At 48.2% G+C, this 21,462-nt stretch carries 15 protein-coding genes and 1 riboswitch; of the genes, 13 read left to right on the top strand and 2 right to left on the bottom strand.

The genetic code is table 11. From position 1 onward, the window contains the following. Positions 1-9: 9 nt before the first annotated feature. The gene (locus C1T21_RS22325; RefSeq protein WP_103049792.1) at positions 10-810 is read right to left on the bottom strand and encodes a WYL domain-containing protein; all 801 of its coding nucleotides are present in this window, start codon (positions 808-810) and stop codon (positions 10-12) included. Beyond that, complete coding sequence (locus C1T21_RS22320) at positions 785-2,110, bottom strand: helix-turn-helix transcriptional regulator (protein ID WP_103049791.1); 1,326 nt, start codon at positions 2,108-2,110, stop codon at positions 785-787. Before C1T21_RS22320 ends, C1T21_RS22325 begins: the two co-directional genes overlap by 26 nt. Positions 2,111-2,309: 199 nt before the next feature. On the opposite strand from C1T21_RS22320, the gene C1T21_RS22315 reads away from it, so the two are divergent. The 13 genes from C1T21_RS22315 (at position 2,310) to C1T21_RS22255 (ending at position 21,249) form a co-directional block, all read left to right on the top strand. Beyond that, positions 2,310-3,878, top strand: a complete 1,569-nt coding sequence (locus C1T21_RS22315; protein WP_103049790.1) for a limonene hydroxylase — start codon at positions 2,310-2,312, stop codon at positions 3,876-3,878. 19 nt (positions 3,879-3,897) lie between these two features. Continuing rightward, on the top strand, positions 3,898-4,716 hold the full coding sequence (locus tag C1T21_RS22310) for a nucleotidyltransferase domain-containing protein (RefSeq protein ID WP_103049789.1): 819 nt from the start codon (positions 3,898-3,900) through the stop codon (positions 4,714-4,716). Positions 4,717-4,738: 22 nt separating this feature from the next. Further along, on the top strand, positions 4,739-6,193 hold the full coding sequence (locus tag C1T21_RS22305; RefSeq protein ID WP_103049788.1) for a 3' terminal RNA ribose 2'-O-methyltransferase Hen1: 1,455 nt from the start codon (positions 4,739-4,741) through the stop codon (positions 6,191-6,193). Beyond that, positions 6,190-8,799 carry a polynucleotide kinase-phosphatase gene (locus C1T21_RS22300; protein ID WP_103049787.1) on the top strand — a complete coding sequence of 870 codons (2,610 nt, stop codon included), beginning with the start codon at positions 6,190-6,192 and terminating at the stop codon, positions 8,797-8,799. The genes C1T21_RS22305 and C1T21_RS22300 overlap by 4 nt, the downstream gene beginning before the upstream one ends. Positions 8,800-8,819: 20 nt before the next feature. Further along, positions 8,820-9,617, top strand: a complete 798-nt coding sequence (locus tag C1T21_RS22295; protein ID WP_103049786.1) for a TatD family hydrolase — start codon at positions 8,820-8,822, stop codon at positions 9,615-9,617. Positions 9,618-9,659: 42 nt separating this feature from the next. After that, positions 9,660-9,769: riboswitch (TPP riboswitch) on the top strand. Positions 9,770-10,019: 250 nt separating this feature from the next. Beyond that, positions 10,020-10,616 carry an ECF transporter S component gene (locus tag C1T21_RS22290; RefSeq protein WP_103049785.1) on the top strand — a complete coding sequence of 199 codons (597 nt, stop codon included), beginning with the start codon at positions 10,020-10,022 and terminating at the stop codon, positions 10,614-10,616. Next, on the top strand, positions 10,616-12,067 hold the full coding sequence (locus C1T21_RS22285; protein WP_103049784.1) for an ABC transporter ATP-binding protein: 1,452 nt from the start codon (positions 10,616-10,618) through the stop codon (positions 12,065-12,067). The genes C1T21_RS22290 and C1T21_RS22285 overlap by 1 nt, the downstream gene beginning before the upstream one ends. Beyond that, positions 12,042-12,833 carry an energy-coupling factor transporter transmembrane component T family protein gene (locus tag C1T21_RS22280; RefSeq protein WP_025721333.1) on the top strand — a complete coding sequence of 264 codons (792 nt, stop codon included), beginning with the start codon at positions 12,042-12,044 and terminating at the stop codon, positions 12,831-12,833. The genes C1T21_RS22285 and C1T21_RS22280 overlap by 26 nt, the downstream gene beginning before the upstream one ends. A 139-nt stretch (positions 12,834-12,972) precedes the next feature. Beyond that, a complete protein-coding gene (locus tag C1T21_RS22275) occupies positions 12,973-13,698 on the top strand; it encodes a methionine ABC transporter ATP-binding protein (RefSeq protein ID WP_103049783.1) in 726 nt (241 codons plus the stop codon). Next, entirely contained in the window at positions 13,691-14,362 is a 672-nt protein-coding gene (locus C1T21_RS22270; protein WP_103049782.1) for a methionine ABC transporter permease, read from the top strand. The genes C1T21_RS22275 and C1T21_RS22270 overlap by 8 nt, the downstream gene beginning before the upstream one ends. 277 nt (positions 14,363-14,639) lie before the next feature. After that, complete coding sequence (locus C1T21_RS22265) at positions 14,640-15,497, top strand: MetQ/NlpA family ABC transporter substrate-binding protein (protein ID WP_103049781.1); 858 nt, start codon at positions 14,640-14,642, stop codon at positions 15,495-15,497. 349 nt (positions 15,498-15,846) lie between these two features. Then, positions 15,847-16,266: a hypothetical protein gene (locus C1T21_RS22260; protein WP_013308949.1), complete on the top strand. Its 420-nt coding sequence runs from the start codon at positions 15,847-15,849 to the stop codon at positions 16,264-16,266. A 15-nt stretch (positions 16,267-16,281) separates the two neighbouring features. Then, on the top strand, positions 16,282-21,249 hold the full coding sequence (locus tag C1T21_RS22255; protein WP_103049780.1) for a DUF4132 domain-containing protein: 4,968 nt from the start codon (positions 16,282-16,284) through the stop codon (positions 21,247-21,249). Positions 21,250-21,462 lie beyond the last annotated feature (213 nt).

The following is a 21,462-nucleotide window of genomic DNA, read 5'->3' as shown; positions in this document are numbered from 1 at the left end:
CCTCAGTAGCTATTCCTCTTCGTAGCGTGCAAGGGCCTTGGCCGTTGTTTCCTTCATTCGTGAGATCAGCCGGGAGCCTTGGACGACCTTGACACGTTTGCCAAGAAAACGGATTTTGGATAGCACATATTCACATTCGTCTGCCTGGAAGGTGAGCGTAATACGATAGGTATCTGCTTCCTGAACATATTCGACCTCTTTTTCAAAGCAGGAAAAAGCATATAAAATACGAGACATTTCACCGTTGTATATGGGAATAATTTCGATGATGCCCTGCTCTTTGCGCGACTCCAGTATATCGAGTATACGTTGGGTGAATTTTTCGGCCTCTTCGGGTAGAAGCTCATCTTCCGTGATGCTCACGATATTAGACAGCTTGGTAGACATGAGCGCGCGGTGTCTGCGGTTATACCACAGCAGGCTCCATTCTTTTTTGACCATGGAGAACTCCAGCTTATATGGAAAACCGGACATTCGCTCATGCATGCGTCCGTTGCGCAGTTTGTAGGTCATACAGATACCTGAACGGGACCGCAGAATGGGACGCAATTCACGCAGGAGTGGATGATATACCGAGACAGCAGGGATACCTGCTTTTTCCCGCAAACTCCTATCGGCCTCCAGCGGCTCGTCGTCTGCGAGCATCTGCCGAAGCTTATCAAGCGTAGACGGGGTGAAAGCCTCTATTGCTGCCGAGTCTGTCAGCATGGATTGGAGCCAGACTCTTTCCTGCGATGTGGTAGCAAAAGCGCCCGATTCATCCAGCCGAGAGACGATCTGATAGTTAAATATTTTCTCGAACAGGCTCATAATAGGCTTGCAGCTCCTTCCATTCCTGTCTGAATTCCTTACGCAGCCGCTGAGGCTCCAATACCTCACAGCTTGATCCGAAGCTGCGAATCCACGGTTTTATCTCGGTGATTCCATTCACTGTGATTTCATAGATAAAGGATTCGCTTTCTTCCTCCGCAATCATACCCCACTGTCCCTGTGACAGCACACGTTCCCGAATAAAGTTGCGCTTCGCGCCCTCAGGATTAAAAAAACGTACCCGTACCTTCACAGGACGACCGGTATCAACAAGCCAGCTGTACCGCATTTTTTCTTCCAATTCTGCTAGGAGGTCGGCATGAAACTGCTCTGTTACAGGCTTGCCCTCCACCAATTGAGTCATGCCCTCCATACGAAACTTCATGATTCCTTTGCCGCCTACGTGACCAAGAACATACCAACGTCCATATTGATGATCATAGATGACTTGCAGGGGTAGAATGGTATGTTCACGGCCCTCCGTCTCTTTTTCAAACAGTGGGTTTGTGTTCTGTGACCCGTACATGCTTCGTTTGGACGCCGAAAAATATAAAAAAGTTACACAGCGACGTTGCCGAATGGCGTGTAGAAGCGGATGAATATGGGCTTCGTCCAGAATACGTGAATAATAATGGTATTTATATAAAAAAGGCTCGGCCATCTCCCGATCTCCGAGCTGACGGCGCATGGCTTTTTTAAGATGATCCCGCAACAGATATCCCTGTACAGAGGGGAGCTGGGTGTTGGCCATAATGTCCACAAAATCATATAGGTCCAGTAATTCCTCGTCCGTCAGTTCTGTCACCAGATCGTTGCGGACAGCATAGCGGTAAGGTCTGCCGCCGGACTCTTTACGAACCACGCCGACTTCGACCAGATATTTCAGATCGGAACGAATCGTTTTCTCATCCGGCAGTGAACTGTCGGAAGGCAGCCCGTTGCAGCAAGCATCCAATAGTTCCATGGTGGTCATAGGCTGTGACTGTAGCGCTGTCAGCAGAAGGGATAAGCGGACGCTTTCCGATTCCTTGAGCGATTTGGCCCGAAACAGAAATAACAATAATGGATCAGCCGATTCGTAATAATTAAAGCGCAGCATCTCATTAAAATCATGTCCCTGTTCCGCAGGCAACTGCTGTTGTACGGATTGGACGATTTCCTTGAGACGCCGGATTGTTTTATCAAAGGTATGCACTGAAATGCCCAGTCTGTCTGCAAATTGCTGCCGATTATAAGCGCCGCTGGTCAGTGTGAGCATGCGCAGGAATTGAATTTCTTTATCAAAACTCTCTCTCGCCATGATGCATTCCCCGTTTCTGTTGCCGTTCTCCGAAAGCAAGTATCCCTTTATTCTAACAGGGAAGGGATGCAGGAAAAAGGGAAATTATTCATCTTTGTAATACTTTCACCATGTTCACGACTTCCAAAATAAAGCATCATAGGAGTATAAGATAGCACGATGAAATAAGAAGCAATACATAACAGAAGGGTGATGCAACATGTTTGGACGACGCAAAAATGAAATGTTATATCCATGGGTAGGCAAGCTTTCGATTTATGAAACGATTATACAGGGAATGGATACTCAGGGCAGGCTTACTGATGATCATTTACCGGATGATGAAGAATACTGGGCAGGGCACACGATGCGTTGGGTGGCAGGAGGATTGGATGGAGCATTTGGGCATCATGGCGCTGGCGGAGATGGAGAGACTGACAAAATTAAGGATCTGGCGCAGTTGTTGTCCAGACAATGCCGCAAGCCAGGGATGAAGACAAGACGTGAGACGTATGTACGCTTAATGGAGGAAAATGCACTCAGCCTGATTGATCCGCTGCTAGATGCGGTGCGCGAGCATCCAGCAATTCAGCCTGATCGATTGTATGAGGAAGCGCGTTGGCTGGCTGAACACGGAGCACATCGCAATGTGGTGAAGGTCGGTATTGCGCTGCTCGGATTGCTGGAGACAGAGCAGCATCACGAGCTTATTTTAACGCTAGCCAAGCATGATGAATTCACGCTATATGCGGCTGTGGCAATCCGTAACATTTCGGAGCAAGCCAATGAGCAGTTGTATAGGTTAGCCTCACAGGTACATGGTTGGGGACGTATTCACGTCGTAGAACGGCTGGAGCCTGCACGGCAGGAAATACGTGACTGGTTATTACGGGAAGGATTCCGCAACAATGTCATGTATGAGTATCTTGCTTATGAGTGCGCTCATAAAGGCGAGCTGCATACAGCCATGGCTGTACCGCAGATTGATCAGGAGTTGTTTGACGGAGCAGGCGATATTCTGTCGGCTTTGCTGGCAGCAGGCGGACCTGCGGAAAGTATAGACGATTATGAGCATGCCGCTATGGTCATAGGCAACTACCTTCGTCATGCTAAGGCTATGTGTACGACTGTGAAGCATTTTACGATCATCATGGATATTGCAGATTTTCTGGGTGAAGAGGACGATTCATGGGAGGCACGTTATGAGTATGAATGGACGCCGGAATTGCGTAAACGTTATGCGTCGATTTGCCAGCAGATGATGAACGATCCGCAGTGGGTGCAGCTGGTAGAGCAGGAACTGCAGCATGCAGATTCACCGCATCTCCACTGTGCCATTCGCGTAGCTAGAATGCTAGCACTAGATGTATGGCCTGTGCTATTTGATCAATTAAGCAAATACCCAGTCAAGCCTAATCTGTACTTTGAACTCATCAAGACAGAGGATGAACAGCGGGCTCGTAAGCTGATGGCTTTTGCAGAAAAGCACTTGCCTCTGGGAGAGATTGCTTCCGGTCCTGCTGATGTGCCGGGCTTTGGACCGGAGTATGAAGCGCATCAATGTCTGGGTATGCTGTTGCAACTATTGGCTTCTTACGAAGGAATGGGACAAGAGCTAGTTGCTGCCGGACTTTGGAGTCCGTTGACCTCCAATCGCCGTGCAGCGCTTCATGTACTCAAGGTATGGCCTTCTGAGATGTGGGGAGAGGAGACGACAGAGCGCCTTCGCCGCTTATCGGTAGCTGAAACGGAGGAGTCGATTAGAGAACAGATTTGGGAAATACTTTAATGATAAGGGAGGGAACAACATGACAGATGTGAAGCATGGGCAGGGTTTGATTCAACCGGAAATGCGCGAAACGATTTTGCGTGAGCTGCGCGCTTTGGAGCAGGAGGAGCAGGTGCGCATTGTATACGCCTGTGAATCAGGCAGTCGGGCATGGGGGTTTCCTTCGCAGGACAGTGACTATGATGTACGATTTATTTATGTAAGACCCATAGAATGGTATTTATCTATTTTTGATAAGCGGGATGTAATTGAGCGGCCAATCAGCGATTTGCTGGATATAAACGGCTGGGATTTGAAAAAGGCGCTCCATTTGTTTCGCAAGTCTAATCCGCCTTTGCTAGAATGGCTGCAATCTCCGATTCCCTATTTGGAGCAGTATTCAGTAGCTGACCAGATTCGTGCGATATCGCCGTTAACCTTCTCTCCGAAGTCCTGTATGTACCATTATCTGAATATGGCGCGTGGAAACTATCGGGATTATTTGCAAGGTGAACAGGTGAAGATTAAAAAGTATTTTTACGTGCTGCGCCCACTGCTGGCCTGTGGCTGGATTGAACGTTACAACAGCATGCCTCCGATGGAATTCGTAGACTTGCTAGAGGAATTAATTCCGGCCGATACAGAACTTTATCAGGTGATCGGGCATTTGCTGCAACGTAAAAAAGCGGGTGAGGAACTGGATATGGAGCCACGGCTTTCGGTGGTGAATGATTTTATACAGCAGCAAATTGCTTATTTTGAACAGAAGGCGCCCTTGCTTCAGCATATGGAGAGTGGACGTGATCAGCAGTTGGATGATTTGTTCCGCGCTGCGGTGAATGAAGTATGGAAAGCATAAGACTGGGAAGGAGAAGTGAAGTATGCACATCACGCTAAAAGCAACCGGAACCCATGCAGGGATGATTTCGCATTTGCTTGCTAAGAATCCTTACAATACGTATGATCGCACAGAAAAAGGCGCACGTGTACGCATGGTGTACACCGTTTTTACCGAGGAAGAGGCTGAGATCGTCATTCAGGCTTCGCCAGATTCGATTGATTTGGTCAAAAACAGTCCAGACAGCTATGACATTACACAATATATTAATGACCCGGAGTTTGTAACCAGCAGCTTATTTTGCACTTATGTTCGTGGCTCGCTTGGCACGGCCCTGAACGGCAAACCCAAGGAAGACTATGCAGGATGGGTGACGCACCCTTTTGCGCTGGAGTTATCGTTTGGGCCCGTTGCTTCGGATTTGCCGGATTCTGTGGTGGAGGGACTATTTGCTCCGCTGGGCTATCAAGTGGCTATAGAACGAGGGGAAGCGGACTATTCTTTTCAGCTGAAAAATCGAAGCACCGTCAGATATGTCACGTTAAGTGGTCATCAGACGGTGCAGTATGCGTTGCGTCAGTTATTACTGTTGATTCCGGTGCTGGATAATTATAAGCACTACTACATCAGTGAAGAAGAGTTTGACAAGCTGAGACGTTACGGTGAAGGCTGGCTGCCAGAGCATCCACTTCGCGAGCTTATCATTCGACGCACGCTTCGTTTTACCAATCTGATTGAGCAATTTGAGCAATCTGATTCTGCTAAAACAACAGGCACAAAAAAACATATTGAAAAGGATGCTGTCCAAGCTCAAAAGGATAAGCACGAACAGATTCAACAGCCAGAACAGCTACAGGAAGAACGGAAGCAACAGCCTACAGTACGGCTAAATGAGCTGCGATATCAAGCCATTATGGACGTAATTCGCAAGCTGCCTCACAGACAGAAAATCGTAGATTTTGGTTCAGGGGAAGGGAAGCTTTCGGCTCGGCTGGCTCGAATGACGGGCGTTGAAGAGATTTGGGTGGTGGAGCCGTCTGCGTATGCACAGGTGAGAGCCATGGAGCGTTTTGCCAAGCTGGAAAGGCATGCCGACGCGATCAGTCCTACACCCATGATGGGCTCTCTCTTTTATTATGATGAACAATTGCGGGGCAAAGATGTGATGATTCTATGTGAGGTCATTGAGCACGTGGATGAGCATCGTCTGAACCGGGTGATGAAGACGATTGTGACGGAGTATCAGCCGGGCGTGCTGATCGTGACGACTCCCAATCGTGAATATAATGAAGTGTATCGTATGAATCAGCAAGAGCTGCGGCATGGCGATCACCGATTTGAATGGAGTAGAAGCGAGTTTCAGGAACGATGTGAGCAGTGGATTGCGGAAGCTCCTTATTCGGTAGCGCTGAAGGGGATCGGAGAAGAGGTCGAAGGCTTTGGACAACCGACCCAAATGGCTATATTTACGCGCAGAAAGGAGCAGAAGGAAGCATGAGCAATTCATCTAAACGTACGATTCATTTACCGCATGCTGGACTGGTTGTGTTGGTGGGGGCCTCCAACAGTGGCAAAACCGCATTATTGGACAGGCTGGTGAGCGAAGGGGTTCTACTGGAGACAGAAGTGGTATCCTCAGATCATTTTCGCAAGCTGGTCGGAGATACGGAATTTATAGACTGGACTGGACTTCCAAGGCTGGAATCGGACGTACTGTTCTATGAGTATCAGCAGATGTCAGCCAAGGCATTTGAGGCGATGGATACGATTTTGGCTATGCGCTGTCGCTTGAATAAACTGACGGTTGTGGATGCCACCCATTTGTATGCTGAGGACCGTCAAAAATATGTACAGCTGGCAGCCAAGGCGCATGTTCCTGTGATGGCTTTGGTACTGGATGTACCCGAGGCTGTGCTGCTGGAACGGGATTTAGGCAGGGAGCATCCGCGTGGCCGCCAACGGGTCAAGCAGCAGGCACAGCTGTTAAAGCGGAACCTGCGTGGTATCCGTGAGGAAGGCTTTAACGCTTGCTACATCCTTAAGAATGTAGAAGAAATGAACTTTGTTCGCCGTGCGCAGCCACTGTTTCATGAGATTGGCTCAGGTATTGACATCATTGGTGATATCCATGGGTGCTACCGTGAGATGCTGGAAGTGATAGAGCGGCTAGGATATACGGAAGATACGGAAGGGCTATACTATCATCCAGATGGCAGAAGACTGGTATCTGTCGGGGATGTGATGAGCCGTGGCCCAGAATCGTTACAAGCGGTGCAGTTCTGGAAAAAGCACGTGGATGCCGGACTAGCGTATATGATTGACAGCAATCATGGATGGAAAATCGGCCGTTACCTCGATGGGAGAAAGGTGACTCTCAGTCATGGGGATGAACAATTTGCAGAGGAACTGGCCCAATATGAACAAAAAGCGGGCAAGGCAGCAGCGGAACAGCTTAAAAGCGAGTTAAGGGATTTTCTGTTACATGCACCCTCTCATTTAATTTTTGGCAGAAATGGATTGCGACACGTGGTTGTGGCTCATGCCGGGATTAAGGATCATTTTATTGGCAAACAGTCGGCACGTATTTCTGATTATTGCCGCTATGGAGATACGGAAGGACAGGATGCGAACGGAAAACCGATCCGTAAGGATTGGTTCGTAGACCATGAATCGGGAGAAATAGTAGTATGGGGACATGATCCGAGACCGCAGCCTACCCTTGTGAACCAGACGGTGAATATTGATCAGGGCGTGGTATTTGGCGGTATGCTGACCGCTTATCGTTATCCGGAAAAGGAATTTGTCAGCGTTCTGGCACATGAGAATTATGCGAATGATCCCGATAGCCCACTTGTCCGGTGGCAGAGAAAACGGTTTTCCCCGCCGAATTTACGCAAGCTAATCGCTGGTTACAGTGTGCTGACGGAATCGTATGGCGAAGTGCGCGTACAAGGAGAATGGATCAAATCCGCTATAGATACCGTGTCACATGTGACTGTACCCATGGAGGAGCTGGTGTATATTCCACCAACGATGAGTCCTGCTCCAGCGGTGTCTGCAGAGGAAGGATATCTGGAGCATCCACGTGAGGCGCTAGCTTATTATCGCGGACAAGGAGTACAAACGATGGTGGCCGAGAAAAAACATATGGGTAGCCGGGCTATTCTACTATTATTCAAAAACGAACAGGCCGCTGTCGAGTATGTCGGCTACCCGACATTGGGCACGATCTACACCCGAAGCGGACGACCTTTCTTTGAGTTAGGCTTTGGGAAGCAGGTGCTGGAGAAACTGAATGCGGATCTAGTGGATGCCGGATATTTTGAACGGAACCAGACGGATTTTGTGTTGCTGGATGCGGAAATTGTACCGTGGAATCTCAAGGCTCGGGAACTGATTGCTGCACAGTATGCGCATGTGGGGGAGGCAGCTCTGCTGGATCGCAGTAAGCTGGTAGACAAGCTGAAGCAGGCGAAGGTTGCAGGCCGAGAGGTTGGAGACTGGTTGGGGGAAATGGAACAGAAGTACGCGAATGCCGTAACGTTTCAAGAGGCTTTTCAAAAATATTGCTGGGATGTGGACGGTCTGGATGAAATTCGTATCGCACCGTTCCATACGCTGGCACACAGTGGAAAGACTTTTTTCGACCATTCTCATATTTGGCATATGGAGCAAAACCGGGAGCTGGCTGGGCTGTCCTCCCTGTTTATGGAGACAGAGTATCGCGTGATCACGGACGAAGCAAGCGAGGAAGAGGTCATTCGCTGGTGGAACGAGATGACAGAGGATGGTCATGAGGGGATTGTGATCAAGCCAGAATGCTTTTTGATGAAAAATCGGGACAAGATGATTCAGCCTGCAATCAAGGTGAGAGGCCGGAAGTATTTGCACATCATTTACGGTATGGATTATCTTGCCCCTGAGAATTTAAAGCGTCTGAAGCAGCGTCGAACGAACAAAAAGGAGCGTCATGCCCTGATGGAAGGAGCGCTTGGTATGGAAGGCGTGGAACGTTTTGTCCGCAAGGATACGGTAGATCGTATTCATGAATGCGTCCTTGCCGCGCTATCTCTGGAATCAGAGCCGATTGATCCGAGATTGTAGTTTGCGAAGGAGGGATTGAGATGGAAAGGGGTACACCGTTAATTGATATTGGCGTGAACTTGATGCACCGTTCGTTTCATGCGGATCGGGAACAGGTGGTAGAGAGAGCTGCGGCTGTAGGGATTTCACCGCTGATTATTACCGGGACCAGTGTCCGCAGCAGTCGGGAGGCTTCTCAGTATGCGGCACGTTATCCGGGCAAGCTGTATGCGACAGCTGGCGTGCATCCCCATGATGCCAAAGACTGCAGCGCAAACACGATTCAGCAGCTCCGCCAGTTGGCGGGTCAGCCGCAGGTCGTATCCATAGGGGAATGCGGATTGGACTATAACCGTGATTTTTCGCCACGTGATGTGCAGCGCCGATGGTTTGGCGAGCAAATCCAACTGGCGGGTGAGCTGAATATGCCGTTATTTCTGCATGAACGAGATGCGCATGAGGATTTTGTCGCTATGCTACGGGAGCATCAAGGGCTTGTCGATAAAGCGGTGGTGCATTGTTTTACCGGCACTGCACAGGAATTGAATACGTATGTAGAAATGGGACTGTATATCGGTATTACCGGCTGGATTTGCGACGAACGGCGCGGCAAGCATCTGCGTGAACTGGTCAGGGATATTCCTTTGGACCGCCTGATGATTGAAACGGATGCTCCATTTTTGACCCCGCGTAATCTGCCCGTGAAGCCGAAAGAAGGGCGTAATGAGCCGATTTATCTCGCTCACATTGCTGCTACGGTTGCCGAATGTACAGGCCGAAGCATGATGGAGATCGAAATCGCGACGACGGAGACGGCCAAACGTTTCTTCGGATTATAGGATTGTCAAAGCCATAGATAAGGTATATATTATAGTGAATTAAAAAGCATTGTCGGGAGCTTGAGAAAGTCAGGCTGAGAGGGTGGCCCTTGCCACTGACCGTGAAATCTGATCTGGGTAATGCCAGCGTAGAGAAACTTAGAACACTATACAGGAATGCCGCTTGTTTTGCGGTTGTCGATAGATTCAATGTATGTCCTAGCATTTTACCTTGACCCTGACTTTGGCTTGGTATCAGTGTAGTAGCTTAGACTACTGGTTATATAAGGCATATCGACGAATGATGTTTTGTATGGTGCTTCACCTTTTACTGCGCATAAAGCTTGCCTGGAGATTCAGCTCCAGACAAGCTTTTTTTATGGCCAAGAGGCCAATTATAAGGAAAAAGGGGAGCACGCAATAATGAATACTGCTGTAAGAGCGTCCAAAGGGTTGAAGCTGACTGATATTTTGGTCACGATTGTGATATCTGTTGTGTTCGGGTTGGTCTACAAAATATGGGGACCTGCCTATGATTTGATGAAACCATTTGGTCTACACGCAGAGCAACTGATGTATGGCATGTGGTTTATGGCAGGCACGTTTGCTTATCTCATCATTCGCAAGCCGGGTGTTGCGATTTTGGCAGAGGTGGCAGCGGCAACGGTCAGCGCTTTTTTGGGAAGCGAATGGGGGATGTCCACCTTGTACTATGGCCTGCTGCAAGGCTTGGGAGCGGAGCTGTTTTTTGCGGCTTTTCTGTATCGGAACGCAAACCTGGGGGTTGCTTCGCTAGCTGCGGCCGGGGCGGCTGTCACTTCTCTGATTTTAGACTTCAGCTACGGGTATATTGATCAGCTATCGACCTGGAACTATGTTTTGTATATTGGATTTCGGATGATTGGCAGTATTGTGATTGCCGGGGTATTCGCGTTCTATCTGGCTAAGGCATTGGAGGTAACCGGAGTTACACGAAGTTTGAGACCTGCAACGGAACAAGATTATAAGGGGCTGGATTGATGAGCCGGGCAACCGAAGATGTGGTGGCTTCGATCACCCGTCTACGGTTGAAATTCCCCGGTGAGCAGGAGCTGCTTTTTCACAATATGTCTTTGTCTGTCCGCAAGGGGGAAAAGCTGCTGCTGCTGGGACCGAGTGGATGCGGTAAATCAACGCTACTCCAAGTGTTAAGCGGTGTGATTCCACGCACGATAGAAGTGCCCATGAAATACGATGCTGCTGTAATTCCAAGTGTCTCAGGTATTGTATTTCAAGATCCTGATACGCAGTTCTGTATGTCATATGCAGACGAGGAACTGGCTTTTGTGTTGGAAAATAATCAGGTTCCCCAGGAGCAGATGCAATCCCGTATTCGCGAGCTGCTGATACAGGTTGGTCTATCGACGGATGATATACACATGCCCATTGGCAACATGTCACAGGGAATGAAGCAGCGGCTGGCGATTGCGTCTGTGCTGGCTATGGAGCCAGAAGTGCTTTTTCTGGATGAGCCCACGGCTTTGTTGGACGAGGAAGGCACTACACAGGTATGGGATACCATTCGCAACATTTCGGTAGACCAGACACTGGTGATCGTAGAGCATAAAATTAATGAAATTGTCCATGATGTGGACCGGATTGTGGTGCTTTCTGCTCAAGGGGAGATCATTGCGGATGGAAGGGCGGAAGAAGTATTTCATATGCATCGGCAGGCATTGTCCGAGTACGGCGTGTGGTACCCGGGAGTATGGAATGAATCGTCTTCGCCACGTTGGAGTGAATCAGTGACGCAACAGAATGGTGCGGGGACTGATTTGCTGGAGCTGGAACATTTTAGCGGCCTCCGCAGTTTAAGTTCAGTGATTTATGTGGAGCATGCGCAGGTGAAGCCTGGCGACTGGATTGGCGTGGTCGGTGAAAACGGAGCTGGCAAAAGCTCGCTGCTGCTCTCCATGATGCGCTTACTTCGCACACAGGGACGTTATAGCATGCGCGGAATTGAGGCAGGCAGTACGGAACAACTGGCAGAGCGTATCGGGTTCGCGTTTCAAAATCCCGAGCTGCAATTCGTAGCACACACCGTACGAAAGGAACTAGAGTATTCGTTACCCAAGAGCTTGTTTACCGTTGAACAGTGCCGGGAACGGGTCGATCGGATGCTCGTACAGTTCGGACTGGAGCGGCTGGACGAGCGTCATCCGTATCAGCTTTCGTTGGGCCAAAAAAGGCGGTTGAGTATTGCTACGGCTATGATCCGTGAGCCGGAAGTGCTGCTGCTGGATGAACCGACTTTTGGGCAGGATGCGCGTAATACCTTTGTCATGCTGGATATGTTGGAGCAGCTGAGAGCGGCAGGCACGGCCATTGTGATGGTCACGCATGACCCGGAAATTATCCGTCGATATTGTACCGATATATGGCGGATTCAGAAAGGGGAACTACAGTATGAACCTGTCCTTTCCCCATCATAAAACATGGCTGCATCGCGTGAATCCGGGCTTAAAGCTCGTTATGTTTTCCATACTGTTTGTGGTCGTTATAGTCATCCATGATCCGAATGTCATGTTTAATGTTGCGTGTGCTATGCTGTTGCTGCTTGTCTGGTCAGGCCATCCATGGAAGAGGCTGCTGCTGTACGGATCTCCCTTTATATTGGTGTTTATTTCAACTTCAACGGGCATGATGATGTTCGGCAAAGGGGTGACGACCTGGTGGACATGGGGCCTGATCCATATAACGCAGGAAAGTTTTTATCGGGGTATGCATCTGGGCTTTCGTGCGCTGAGTATGGCTGCGGTAGGGTTGCTGTTTGGTTTAACGACTCGTCCGGTGGACCTTTTTTATTCACTGATGCAGCAATGGAGGCTCTCTCCGAAGTATGCGTATAGCTTTTTGGCAGCCATGCGGTTGATGCCCATGATGGTGGAGGAATTCCAGGCATTGAGACAAGCCCATCGTATTCGAGGTTTACATCAGCATGTGTCCAAATGGAATATGTATGCCACGCTTCGCAGGTATGCGATTCCGCTGCTCGCTCAAAGTATCCGGCGTGCACAGCGAATTGCTATTGCTATGGAAGCCAAGGGTTTTACCAATGAAACCAAACGCACGTATTATTATGCGATCGGCTATTCGGCTGTAGATATTGTGTTCATATTCTATTTTGTCATCATGCTTACGCTGGCTTGGGGACTCGGTATCTGCTTTCCTTATGTGGGGGTGTGGGATGTACGTTAATTGTTGTCAAAAGGCTTTGCCCGTTTTCTGCTCTGTGGTATATTAATGCAATGGGAATTGACGGCTCGTACAGACCCGCCTGGGCTGGCGGGCTTATTACATTTTCCCTGAGAAATGGATCATCAGGAGGCCAGGTTTCATGATTACGCTGCATCAGGTAAGCAAGCATTATACCACCTCAAGCGGCCAATTTCATGCGGTTCAATCCGTGTCCCTTCAAGTGGAGGAGGGGGAAATTCACGGTATCATAGGTGCCAGCGGTGCCGGTAAGTCTACGTTGCTCCGGTTGATGAATGTATTGGAAAGGCCGGATGAGGGAAACGTGGTTGTGAACGGGGAAGATCTGACTCGCATGCCGGAAAAACGTCTCCGTGAAGCGCGGCGATCCATAGGGATGATTTTTCAGCATTATCATCTTGTTCACAATCGGACGGTCAGTGGAAATGTGGCAATGCCGTTGGAGCTGGCAGGTGTCGCGAAAAAAGAGAGAGCGGAACGTGTGCGCGAATGCCTGCAATTCGTCGGTTTAGCTGATAAAGCAGAACAGTATCCGGCACAACTGAGCGGAGGCCAAAAGCAACGTGTGGCGATAGCCAGAGCGCTGGCGAATCGACCTGCGGTGCTGCTGTGTGATGAGCCAACCTCGGCGCTTGATCCTCAGACGACCGCGGATATTCTGGGCGTGTTACGGGAGATCAACCATGAACTGGGAGTTACCATTGTAATCGTAACGCACGATATGGACGTGGTACGCAATATTTGTACCCGTGTCTCAGAAATGCGGGATGGGCAGCTGCTTTCAACGCAACGTGTAGCTGACACTGCGGTAGGTTCAACAGCGGGAGCAGGTGAAGCTGATGAATGAAATGCTGAGCATCATTGCGCAATATCAGTCTGAGATATGGAAAGCCATTGGAGAGACGTTTATCATGGTGGGGATTTCTATCGCAGCAGCTGTACTGTTAGGGCTTCCGGCAGGAACGATTTTGTATTTGTGCGGCAAAGGGCAAAAATATGAAAATCGACTGCTGTTCACCCTATTGAACAGTGTGGTCAATGTCATCCGCTCGTTCCCGTTTTTGCTGCTCGTCGTGTTTATGATTCCATTTACACGCCTGGTCGTAGGGACGGCGCTGGGCACGATGGCTGCAACGGTTCCCTTGTCAGTGGTGGCCATCGCCTATTATTCAAGGCTGGTGGAGCAATCATTGCTTGAGGTGCCCAAGGGTGTAATTGAAGCTGCTACTTCTATGGGGGCATCCACCCTCCAGCTTATTTTTAAATTTCTGTACGTGGAAGCTCGTTCCGGGCTTGTACTGGGTTTGACCACGTCCACCATTAGCTTCATCTCCTACTCCACGGTGATGGGCATTGTGGGCGGCGGCGGGGTAGGCGATTTTGCCATCCGCTACGGTTACCAGCGTTTTGAAACAGGCTTGATGGCATTCACCATCGTCGTCATGATTATTTTCGTACAAACGATCCAGTTCACCGGAAGCACCATATCCCACCGGATCGACAAGCGGTAAGGTGGAATTGTAACTTTCACTATACTTGCACAACTCACTATGGGAAATAAAAATGACTTTACAGTACCTCAAAAGCGGAGCGGGCAGAATTGTTCTGGAGAAGCGTCAGCGTTCGCCTTTGAAATGGGATTCTAACCTATAAATTGTGTTACAAATCAGAGAGAATCCCATTTCAACAGCGATCAGAAGAACAATCTGCACGTGAAGCGGCTGCGGCTCCCACTGTAACTCATTTTTTATCTTCCCGATCACAATTTACTTGGAGGTTCTTCATCGAATGAGTCGGAAAAACAACATGAAAACGAACTTGAAATTACTTACACTATTTGCTGTCGTTATGCTACTGGTTGCCGGATGCGGTGGTCAAAAGCAGGCTGCTCCAGAAACACAGTCTAAAGAAGCAACTTCCCAAAAAGAAGTGACCTTGAAAGTAGCAACGCTCATTCCACCGATGACAGATGTGCTGGATATCGTGAAGCCGCTGCTTAAACAGGACGGAGTCAATCTGGAAATCGTCGTGCTTTCAGACAATATCCAACCGAACAACGCATTGGCAAGTCGGGAAGTAGATGCTAACTTCTTTCAGCATGCTCCTTTTATGCAACAATATAATGAAAGCAACAAGTCTGATTTGGTGGCGATAAAACCAATTTACAACGCCATTTACGGCGCGTACTCCAAAAAATACAAGAACGTTAAAGACCTGCCGGAAGGTGCGACTATTGCCATTGCCAATGACCCGGCCAATACTGGACGTTCTTTAGTAATGATGGAGCAAAATGGTTTGATCAAGCTTAAAGAAGGCGTAGGCTATAATGCTACACAGGCTGATATTATTGAAAATAAGAAAAAGTTTGTGTTTAAAGAAGTGGATTTGTTGATGCTGGCGCGGTCACTGGATGATGTGGACATGGCTGCCATGTATCCCGCATATGCCAAGCCGCTCGGTCTGACACCGAAGAAGGACGCGCTGATTACCGAAAAAGACGATACACACTTTGCCATTAATCTGGTAGCGCGTAAGGATAATGCAGATTCCGATGCTATTCAAAAGCTGGCGAAGCGAATGACTGGACCGGAAGTACGTAAATTTTTTGAGGACAATTACAAGGACAGCGTTGTTCCAGCATTTTAAATAAATAAGTATGTTGAAACATCGTTTTATGATGAAATACGACCTGTATAATGGAAGGAAGTCTGTGAAGAGCAGATAGTCTCCCTTGTGCAGGTCTTTTTCTTTTTCATCCTTAATATGGATAAAATTTATCGAAAACAGGGTATAAAGTCTTATTTTTTAAGGTTTTAGGGTGTTACACCGCTACGAATTTTGGTCATAAAGGGCGATGGAGTAATGATAAGGAACATATTAAAATAAAAATACGAACAAACATTCGTTTTCGATTTCGTTAACGGTGTTTTTATATAGGTCAAAAAATTCAGCTGACAACGGGCCAAAAGCGTGAATAAAAAGGAAGGGGAACGACATGAAGCTGTTTGTAACTGTAAAAAGTCTGGGAAAGCGCAAGCCCGCACTCGCACGACAGGAAATAGAGCTGAGTCCTGCTCCAGAAACATTACGAGATTTGATCACTGCAACGGTTGCTCTGAATGTTCAAAAGCTACGGGAAAAGCAGGAGAGTGTCGCGCTGATTCCGTTCCTCACGGGAGAGGAAGTTCAGGCACAAGGCGAGATAGGCAAAGTAGGATTCGGTTCCATATATAATGAGGGTGTCCCGGATATTAAGGATGCCGTGAACACGGCGATGCAGGCTTTTGAAGATGGTTTATACAGAGTTTTTGTATGTGACGAGGAAACTATTGAACTGGATGCTCCTTTGTCACTTAAGGATGGGAATGAGATTGTATTTATACGTTTCACAATGCTGGCTGGAGGCCTATGGTAGAGGGGGAAACGAAATATGCATCAAGAGAACAATGAGCAAGAATATTTCACCACACTGAAGGAGCGCGCGGCGCAACTGGATGGACAACAACAGGAATTGGCTCAGTATGTTGTGGAACTGGGTAAGCTTCATTACATACAGGAGAACGAGGAGCCATTTAACGAATGTCAGCGAATATTAAAAGAACGGGCGACAGAAAGCGGAGAGCCACTGTTTAAGCCACTGACAGAGGTATTACGTGGTCTAATTGGACAAACAGCGGGCGAAGTATTCGCACATCTAACAGAGCATGTGACTGAATATCCATACAGCACAGGGTATGCGCGCAAACCGTTTCGCACTTCGGATATTACGGCCCATACTTCCCGAGTTTATAAAAAAATGGTGCAGTTGATCCGAATGGACTGTATCGGGTTCTCCGTAATGGATTATTTAACAAAAAAGGATTATGAACCAGGCAGGGATTACCGGATTCAGGAAACGATTGGTGACTGGATTGCTTATGAGCTGGATAACGGTAATTCGCAGGTGCTTGAGGCGTTAAAAGCTATTATTTATGGGGATAATCAGGCGGCGTTACTTACGCGCAATATGATTAAAGGCATGCTCCTGAGTCATCAGGAGGAGAATTATCGCATGATCGGCGAGCTCTTGGCAGCCGCCAAACTCCAGGAGGGATTGCGCCAAAGTATCGTGGAACAAATGGATGAAGGCACTCCAGAGGCACTTGTCTATCTGTTGAAGGTGATTATTGAGCAAGGCTTCATTCGTTACAGCTCGGTAGTGCGGGCGCTTGCAGTATGGACGGGAATGGGTTTGGAATCCGCCAATCAGCGGGTCGTTCGCCAACTGATCGAGCAGGCATATGAAGCATTGACTCGAAGTGAACTACGCCAGGAATGGCTGACCAGCTCAAATGCTAATGAAGTATATATGAGTCTGTGGGCTACCGCAGTACATGAGGAACGTGATCTGTATGGACAGGTTCGGAAACTCATGGAGCAGGGAGCACCTTACCAGAAGATCGTAGCACTGTATGTACTGTCTAACAGTGACAACAAGGATGTGCGCCTCGGAATTGCGAGAGAATATCTGGATGAAAGGGACCCGGAGCTTCAATATTGGATACTGACGAACTATACAAGCAATTATTTTTATGAATGGATAGAAGGCGGGACGGTCGCGGATCGGATCGTTAAAGTGGTGCGCACTCCTTTGCTGGAGAGCAAAGAGGAGCGGCGTAAAGATTTTGAACGACTTCATAACCTGTTTGTACATATGAAAAAGGGTGAGTCCACCGAGCCCTCCAAGGTGCTGGATTTTGTAAATCTGTATCACCGCTCAGATGCACCTATTCAAAAAATGCTGTATCTCGCTGGTTATGATATGGACGCTTCCTGGATTGGGGAAATCATAGCCTTAAAGGAACAGATTAGCCCTAATCTGCGTGGCGAACTGTTGAACCATTTTGTGCAAAGCCCTGAGGATACGGTACAACGTGATTTTATTTTTTCCAGTTTGTCTGACAAAAGTATGAGTATCCGTGAGTTCGCTGTGGCCAAGGCGCGTAAGCTGACGCTGTCGGAACCAGAAATGCAACAAATGGAAGCCTTATTAAAGCTCAAGACGGGATCATTGCGACAAAGTGTCATTGGTGTGTTGCTCTCACAATCGGAAGGGCCGCTGGCTGGCTCATTGGAACGCTTGCTTCGTGCTAAAGCGGAGCTACAACGATTGGGTGGACTGGAAGTATTGACGAAGATATATGCAGACCCGGATCGTGCCGAACAGTATGAAAGCCTGCGGGTTTTGGCGGATATCATTCAGCAACCCACAGCCAAAGAGGAGCAACTGCTGTCCAAGCTGGGACAGGAGGATGCTTATACAGGGGCTAACGGTTTTGGCCTGTACGATCCGAATGTCAAGGAAGCTTGGTTGGAAGAGAAAGTTGATCTGGGTGATTTTCGATTGTCCGATGTTTTTGTTAGTCCATTGGAGAAGCTCAAGCAGTTCTTGAGCGGACTGGATGAGCTTGTTCATCATCATCGTGATGTGGAATATACTGCGGAGTATTATTCAGGCTACAAAGATACATTGCTTATTGGGACGAACCTTCGTCCTCTACGGCTGGTTCAGGTCGATGAAGAAGTAGATTCCAGACTGTCTTTATATCCTCTATATGAGGAGTGGGACCGTTATTTGCAGGAAAGCGGCATGGAAGCGCGTGAACTGCTGGAGCTTGTTTTTTATGACCGATTGGAGCCTATGGACCGAACGCTGGATCGCTATTATCGATACTTTTCTTTTAACATGGACTATTCAGAACAAAGCAAGCACAAGCTGCTGGAAGGATGGCGTAAAGACTTCGCTGAGCAAATGTATCCTTTGGATCGCATTAACGAGGTACAGAAGTGGATGGCAGAACTGACCTATTCCGATCAGGTAAGCACATTAGTTAATGCTTATTTTATGGACACAGCCGGTGACCAAACATTTGACGTAATTGACCTTGCTTTAAATTCACTAATGCAAGGCATGCCTAAGGACAGACCTGAAGAGGATATGGGAATGCTCCATCTATTGTCTGGCCCGTGGGTGGCCCTGGAGAAGGGGCAGGTCCATGATGATGAGTCCTTTAAGCGCTTTTTCCATACCTTTGTGAACTACGCAGAACTGCCAGGAGCGGAAAATCGTTTTTATTCTCCGCTGGATCTGGAGGATTATTTCAAAGCATATGAAAAAGGGTTGATCGGTGTAGGGGAAGTGTATCGGGAACTACTCGCCGGTAGTGAAAGCAGAAGACATATGAGTACCTTAACCAATGCTCGCAATGCATGGATTTCCAGCAAACATGAATTTCTGGAAATACGTCGTACGGTTATTGATCGACTGTTAGAGGTTGAATTGGTTCGAGGCGATTTGCCTACCGAGGCTACGCCAAAGGTTATGGGATTGAGCCAGATTGAAGGTATGGATTATTTCATCCGTATTCTGGAGGGTCTCGACAAGGAAACGTTCGTGCGTGGTTATGTGTACGGCTACGGTGATCGTATTACCAAAAAAGAATCGTTCAGCCACTTGCTCAAAGCATGTTATCCGAGTGATGGCGAGAATGCCACGTTGCTCAAGGGAAAGCTGAAAAACACTAAAATTACGGATAAACGTCTGCTGGAGGCTGCTATGTATGCTCCACAGTGGATTGAGATTGTAGCAGACTATCTCGGTTGGGAAGGGCTTCGCAGTGCGGCATGGTATTTCCATGCACATATCAATGAAGGTTTTTCGGCCGAGAAGGAAACGATTGTAGCTCATTACTCGCCGATTGCTCCGCAAGATTTTAATGATGGTGCCTTCGATATTCACTGGTTTCATGAGGCCTATGAGACGTTGGGCGAGGAGCGTTTTGATCTGCTGTACGATTGTGCCAAGTATATTTCGGCTGGAGCCAATCATCGTCGATCCCAGTTGTTTGCGGATGCGACGCTGGGTAAGCTCAAACGGAGTGAAATGGAAAAATCAGTGGAGGATAAGCGAAACAAAGACCATTTGCTGACCTACAGTCTGATTCCACTTGCTCAGCCGCCTGAACCAGATGTACGCGAACGTTATGATTTTATCCAGAGGTTTCTGGAACAAAGCAAAAAATTCGGGGCACAGCGTAAGGCCAGTGAGGCACTCGTTTCACGGATTGCGCTCGGGAATTTGGCACGTAACGCAGGTTATGATGACGTAACCCGTCTCGTATGGGACATGGAAGCTCGTAAGCTGGATGATCTTCGGTCTTATTTTGAGCCACATGCTTTGGACGAGGCTACAACAGTACAGCTCGTCATTGATGCTGAAGGAGCGGCAGATATTGAAATTGTCAGCAAAGGCAAGACGCTGAAATCCATTCCGGCTCGTTTCAAGAAGGATGAGTATGTTACGTCGCTGAAGGAGCTTAAAGGAGATCTAGTGGATCAGTACCGCAGAGCTCGCAAAGAATTGGAACGCTCTATGGAGTCTGGTACGACCTTTATGGTGAAGGAATTGAGAGGACTGCTGGGTAATCCTGTGCTTGCTCCGTTGGTGCGAACACTGGTTTTCAAGGTTGATGATCACCTCGGATATTTTAATGAGGAAACGTTGGTATTGACGGCTCCTTTTGCTGAAAAGCATACTATAGGAGAAGAGGACAAGCTGATTATCGCTCACCCCCTTCATTTGTTCGAAAGTGGTCGTTGGAGCGACTTCCAGAAGGACTTATTCGACCGCCAGATACGCCAGCCATTTAAGCAGGTGTTCCGTGAGCTGTACTTGCTGAATGCTGATGAACGTGCAAACGCGACAGTTTCCCGTCGATATGCGGGACACCAGGTACAGCCGAATAAAACGGTATCCCTATTGAAAGGTCGCCACTGGACAGTCAGCTATGAGGACGGACTCCAGAAGGTGTACTATGCCGAGAATCTGATTGCGAACCTGTATGCCATGGCAGACTGGTTCTCACCAGCGGATACCGAGGCTCCTACGCTGGAGACAGTACAGTTCTTTGATCGTACAACGTATAAGAGCGTACCGTTGGACGAAGTTCCTCCTGTTCTGTTCTCCGAAGTTATGCGGGACGTGGATCTGGTCGTCAGTGTTGCCCATGTAGGCGGCGTTGATCCAGAGGCCAGTCTAACGACCATTGAAATGCGTAGGGTGATTGTGCAGGAATCACTTCGCTTGCTGAAAATTAGCAATGTACGCTTGGATGGGAATTATGCACGTGTAGATGGGACTCTTGGCGAATATGCTGTGCATCTGGGAAGCGGGGGTGTCTACAAGCAAGCGAAGGGAGTTCTGCATATTATCCCGGTGCATTCGCAGCATCGTGGACGCATCTTCCTGCCGTTTCTGGACGAAGACCCAAGAACAGCGGAGATTCTATCCAAAATTGTGTTGTTGGCCGAGGACCAGAAGATCAAGGACCCGCAAATTCTTACACAGCTTCAAGCGTAGAATAGAATTCTGATATATATAGATTCATAATTAACTCAACGTTCGCACCTAGACAATGGTTTCAAATCCTCTCCTGTGCAGGTGGAAACTTAGTTTAGTTGCGGAGGTTGAGTTATTTAATACTGAACGTGTATCAAGCGCGAATAAGGAAATATGGGTAATATTTTAGGTTCTGTGGTTTGATGGGAATCTAACAGTATAACAATTGACGAT

The sequence above is a fragment of the Paenibacillus sp. F4 genome, from assembly GCF_002894905.1.
Classification (GTDB): domain Bacteria; phylum Bacillota; class Bacilli; order Paenibacillales; family Paenibacillaceae; genus Paenibacillus; species Paenibacillus polymyxa_B.
The sequence above is the reverse complement of the archived record's forward strand: the minus strand, read 5'-3'. Positions and strand labels throughout refer to the sequence as shown.

Coding starts and splice junctions, on each gene's coding strand:
- C1T21_RS22325 (WP_103049792.1), bottom strand. CDS start 810: ATGAGCCTGTTCGAGAAAATATTTAACTATCAGATCGTCTCTCGGCTG.
- C1T21_RS22320 (WP_103049791.1), bottom strand. CDS start 2,110: ATGGCGAGAGAGAGTTTTGATAAAGAAATTCAATTCCTGCGCATGCTC.
- C1T21_RS22315 (WP_103049790.1), top strand. CDS start 2,310: ATGTTTGGACGACGCAAAAATGAAATGTTATATCCATGGGTAGGCAAG.
- C1T21_RS22310 (WP_103049789.1), top strand. CDS start 3,898: ATGACAGATGTGAAGCATGGGCAGGGTTTGATTCAACCGGAAATGCGC.
- C1T21_RS22305 (WP_103049788.1), top strand. CDS start 4,739: ATGCACATCACGCTAAAAGCAACCGGAACCCATGCAGGGATGATTTCG.
- C1T21_RS22300 (WP_103049787.1), top strand. CDS start 6,190: ATGAGCAATTCATCTAAACGTACGATTCATTTACCGCATGCTGGACTG.
- C1T21_RS22295 (WP_103049786.1), top strand. CDS start 8,820: ATGGAAAGGGGTACACCGTTAATTGATATTGGCGTGAACTTGATGCAC.
- C1T21_RS22290 (WP_103049785.1), top strand. CDS start 10,020: ATGAATACTGCTGTAAGAGCGTCCAAAGGGTTGAAGCTGACTGATATT.
- C1T21_RS22285 (WP_103049784.1), top strand. CDS start 10,616: ATGAGCCGGGCAACCGAAGATGTGGTGGCTTCGATCACCCGTCTACGG.
- C1T21_RS22280 (WP_025721333.1), top strand. CDS start 12,042: ATGAACCTGTCCTTTCCCCATCATAAAACATGGCTGCATCGCGTGAAT.
- C1T21_RS22275 (WP_103049783.1), top strand. CDS start 12,973: ATGATTACGCTGCATCAGGTAAGCAAGCATTATACCACCTCAAGCGGC.
- C1T21_RS22270 (WP_103049782.1), top strand. CDS start 13,691: ATGAATGAAATGCTGAGCATCATTGCGCAATATCAGTCTGAGATATGG.
- C1T21_RS22265 (WP_103049781.1), top strand. CDS start 14,640: ATGAGTCGGAAAAACAACATGAAAACGAACTTGAAATTACTTACACTA.
- C1T21_RS22260 (WP_013308949.1), top strand. CDS start 15,847: ATGAAGCTGTTTGTAACTGTAAAAAGTCTGGGAAAGCGCAAGCCCGCA.
- C1T21_RS22255 (WP_103049780.1), top strand. CDS start 16,282: ATGCATCAAGAGAACAATGAGCAAGAATATTTCACCACACTGAAGGAG.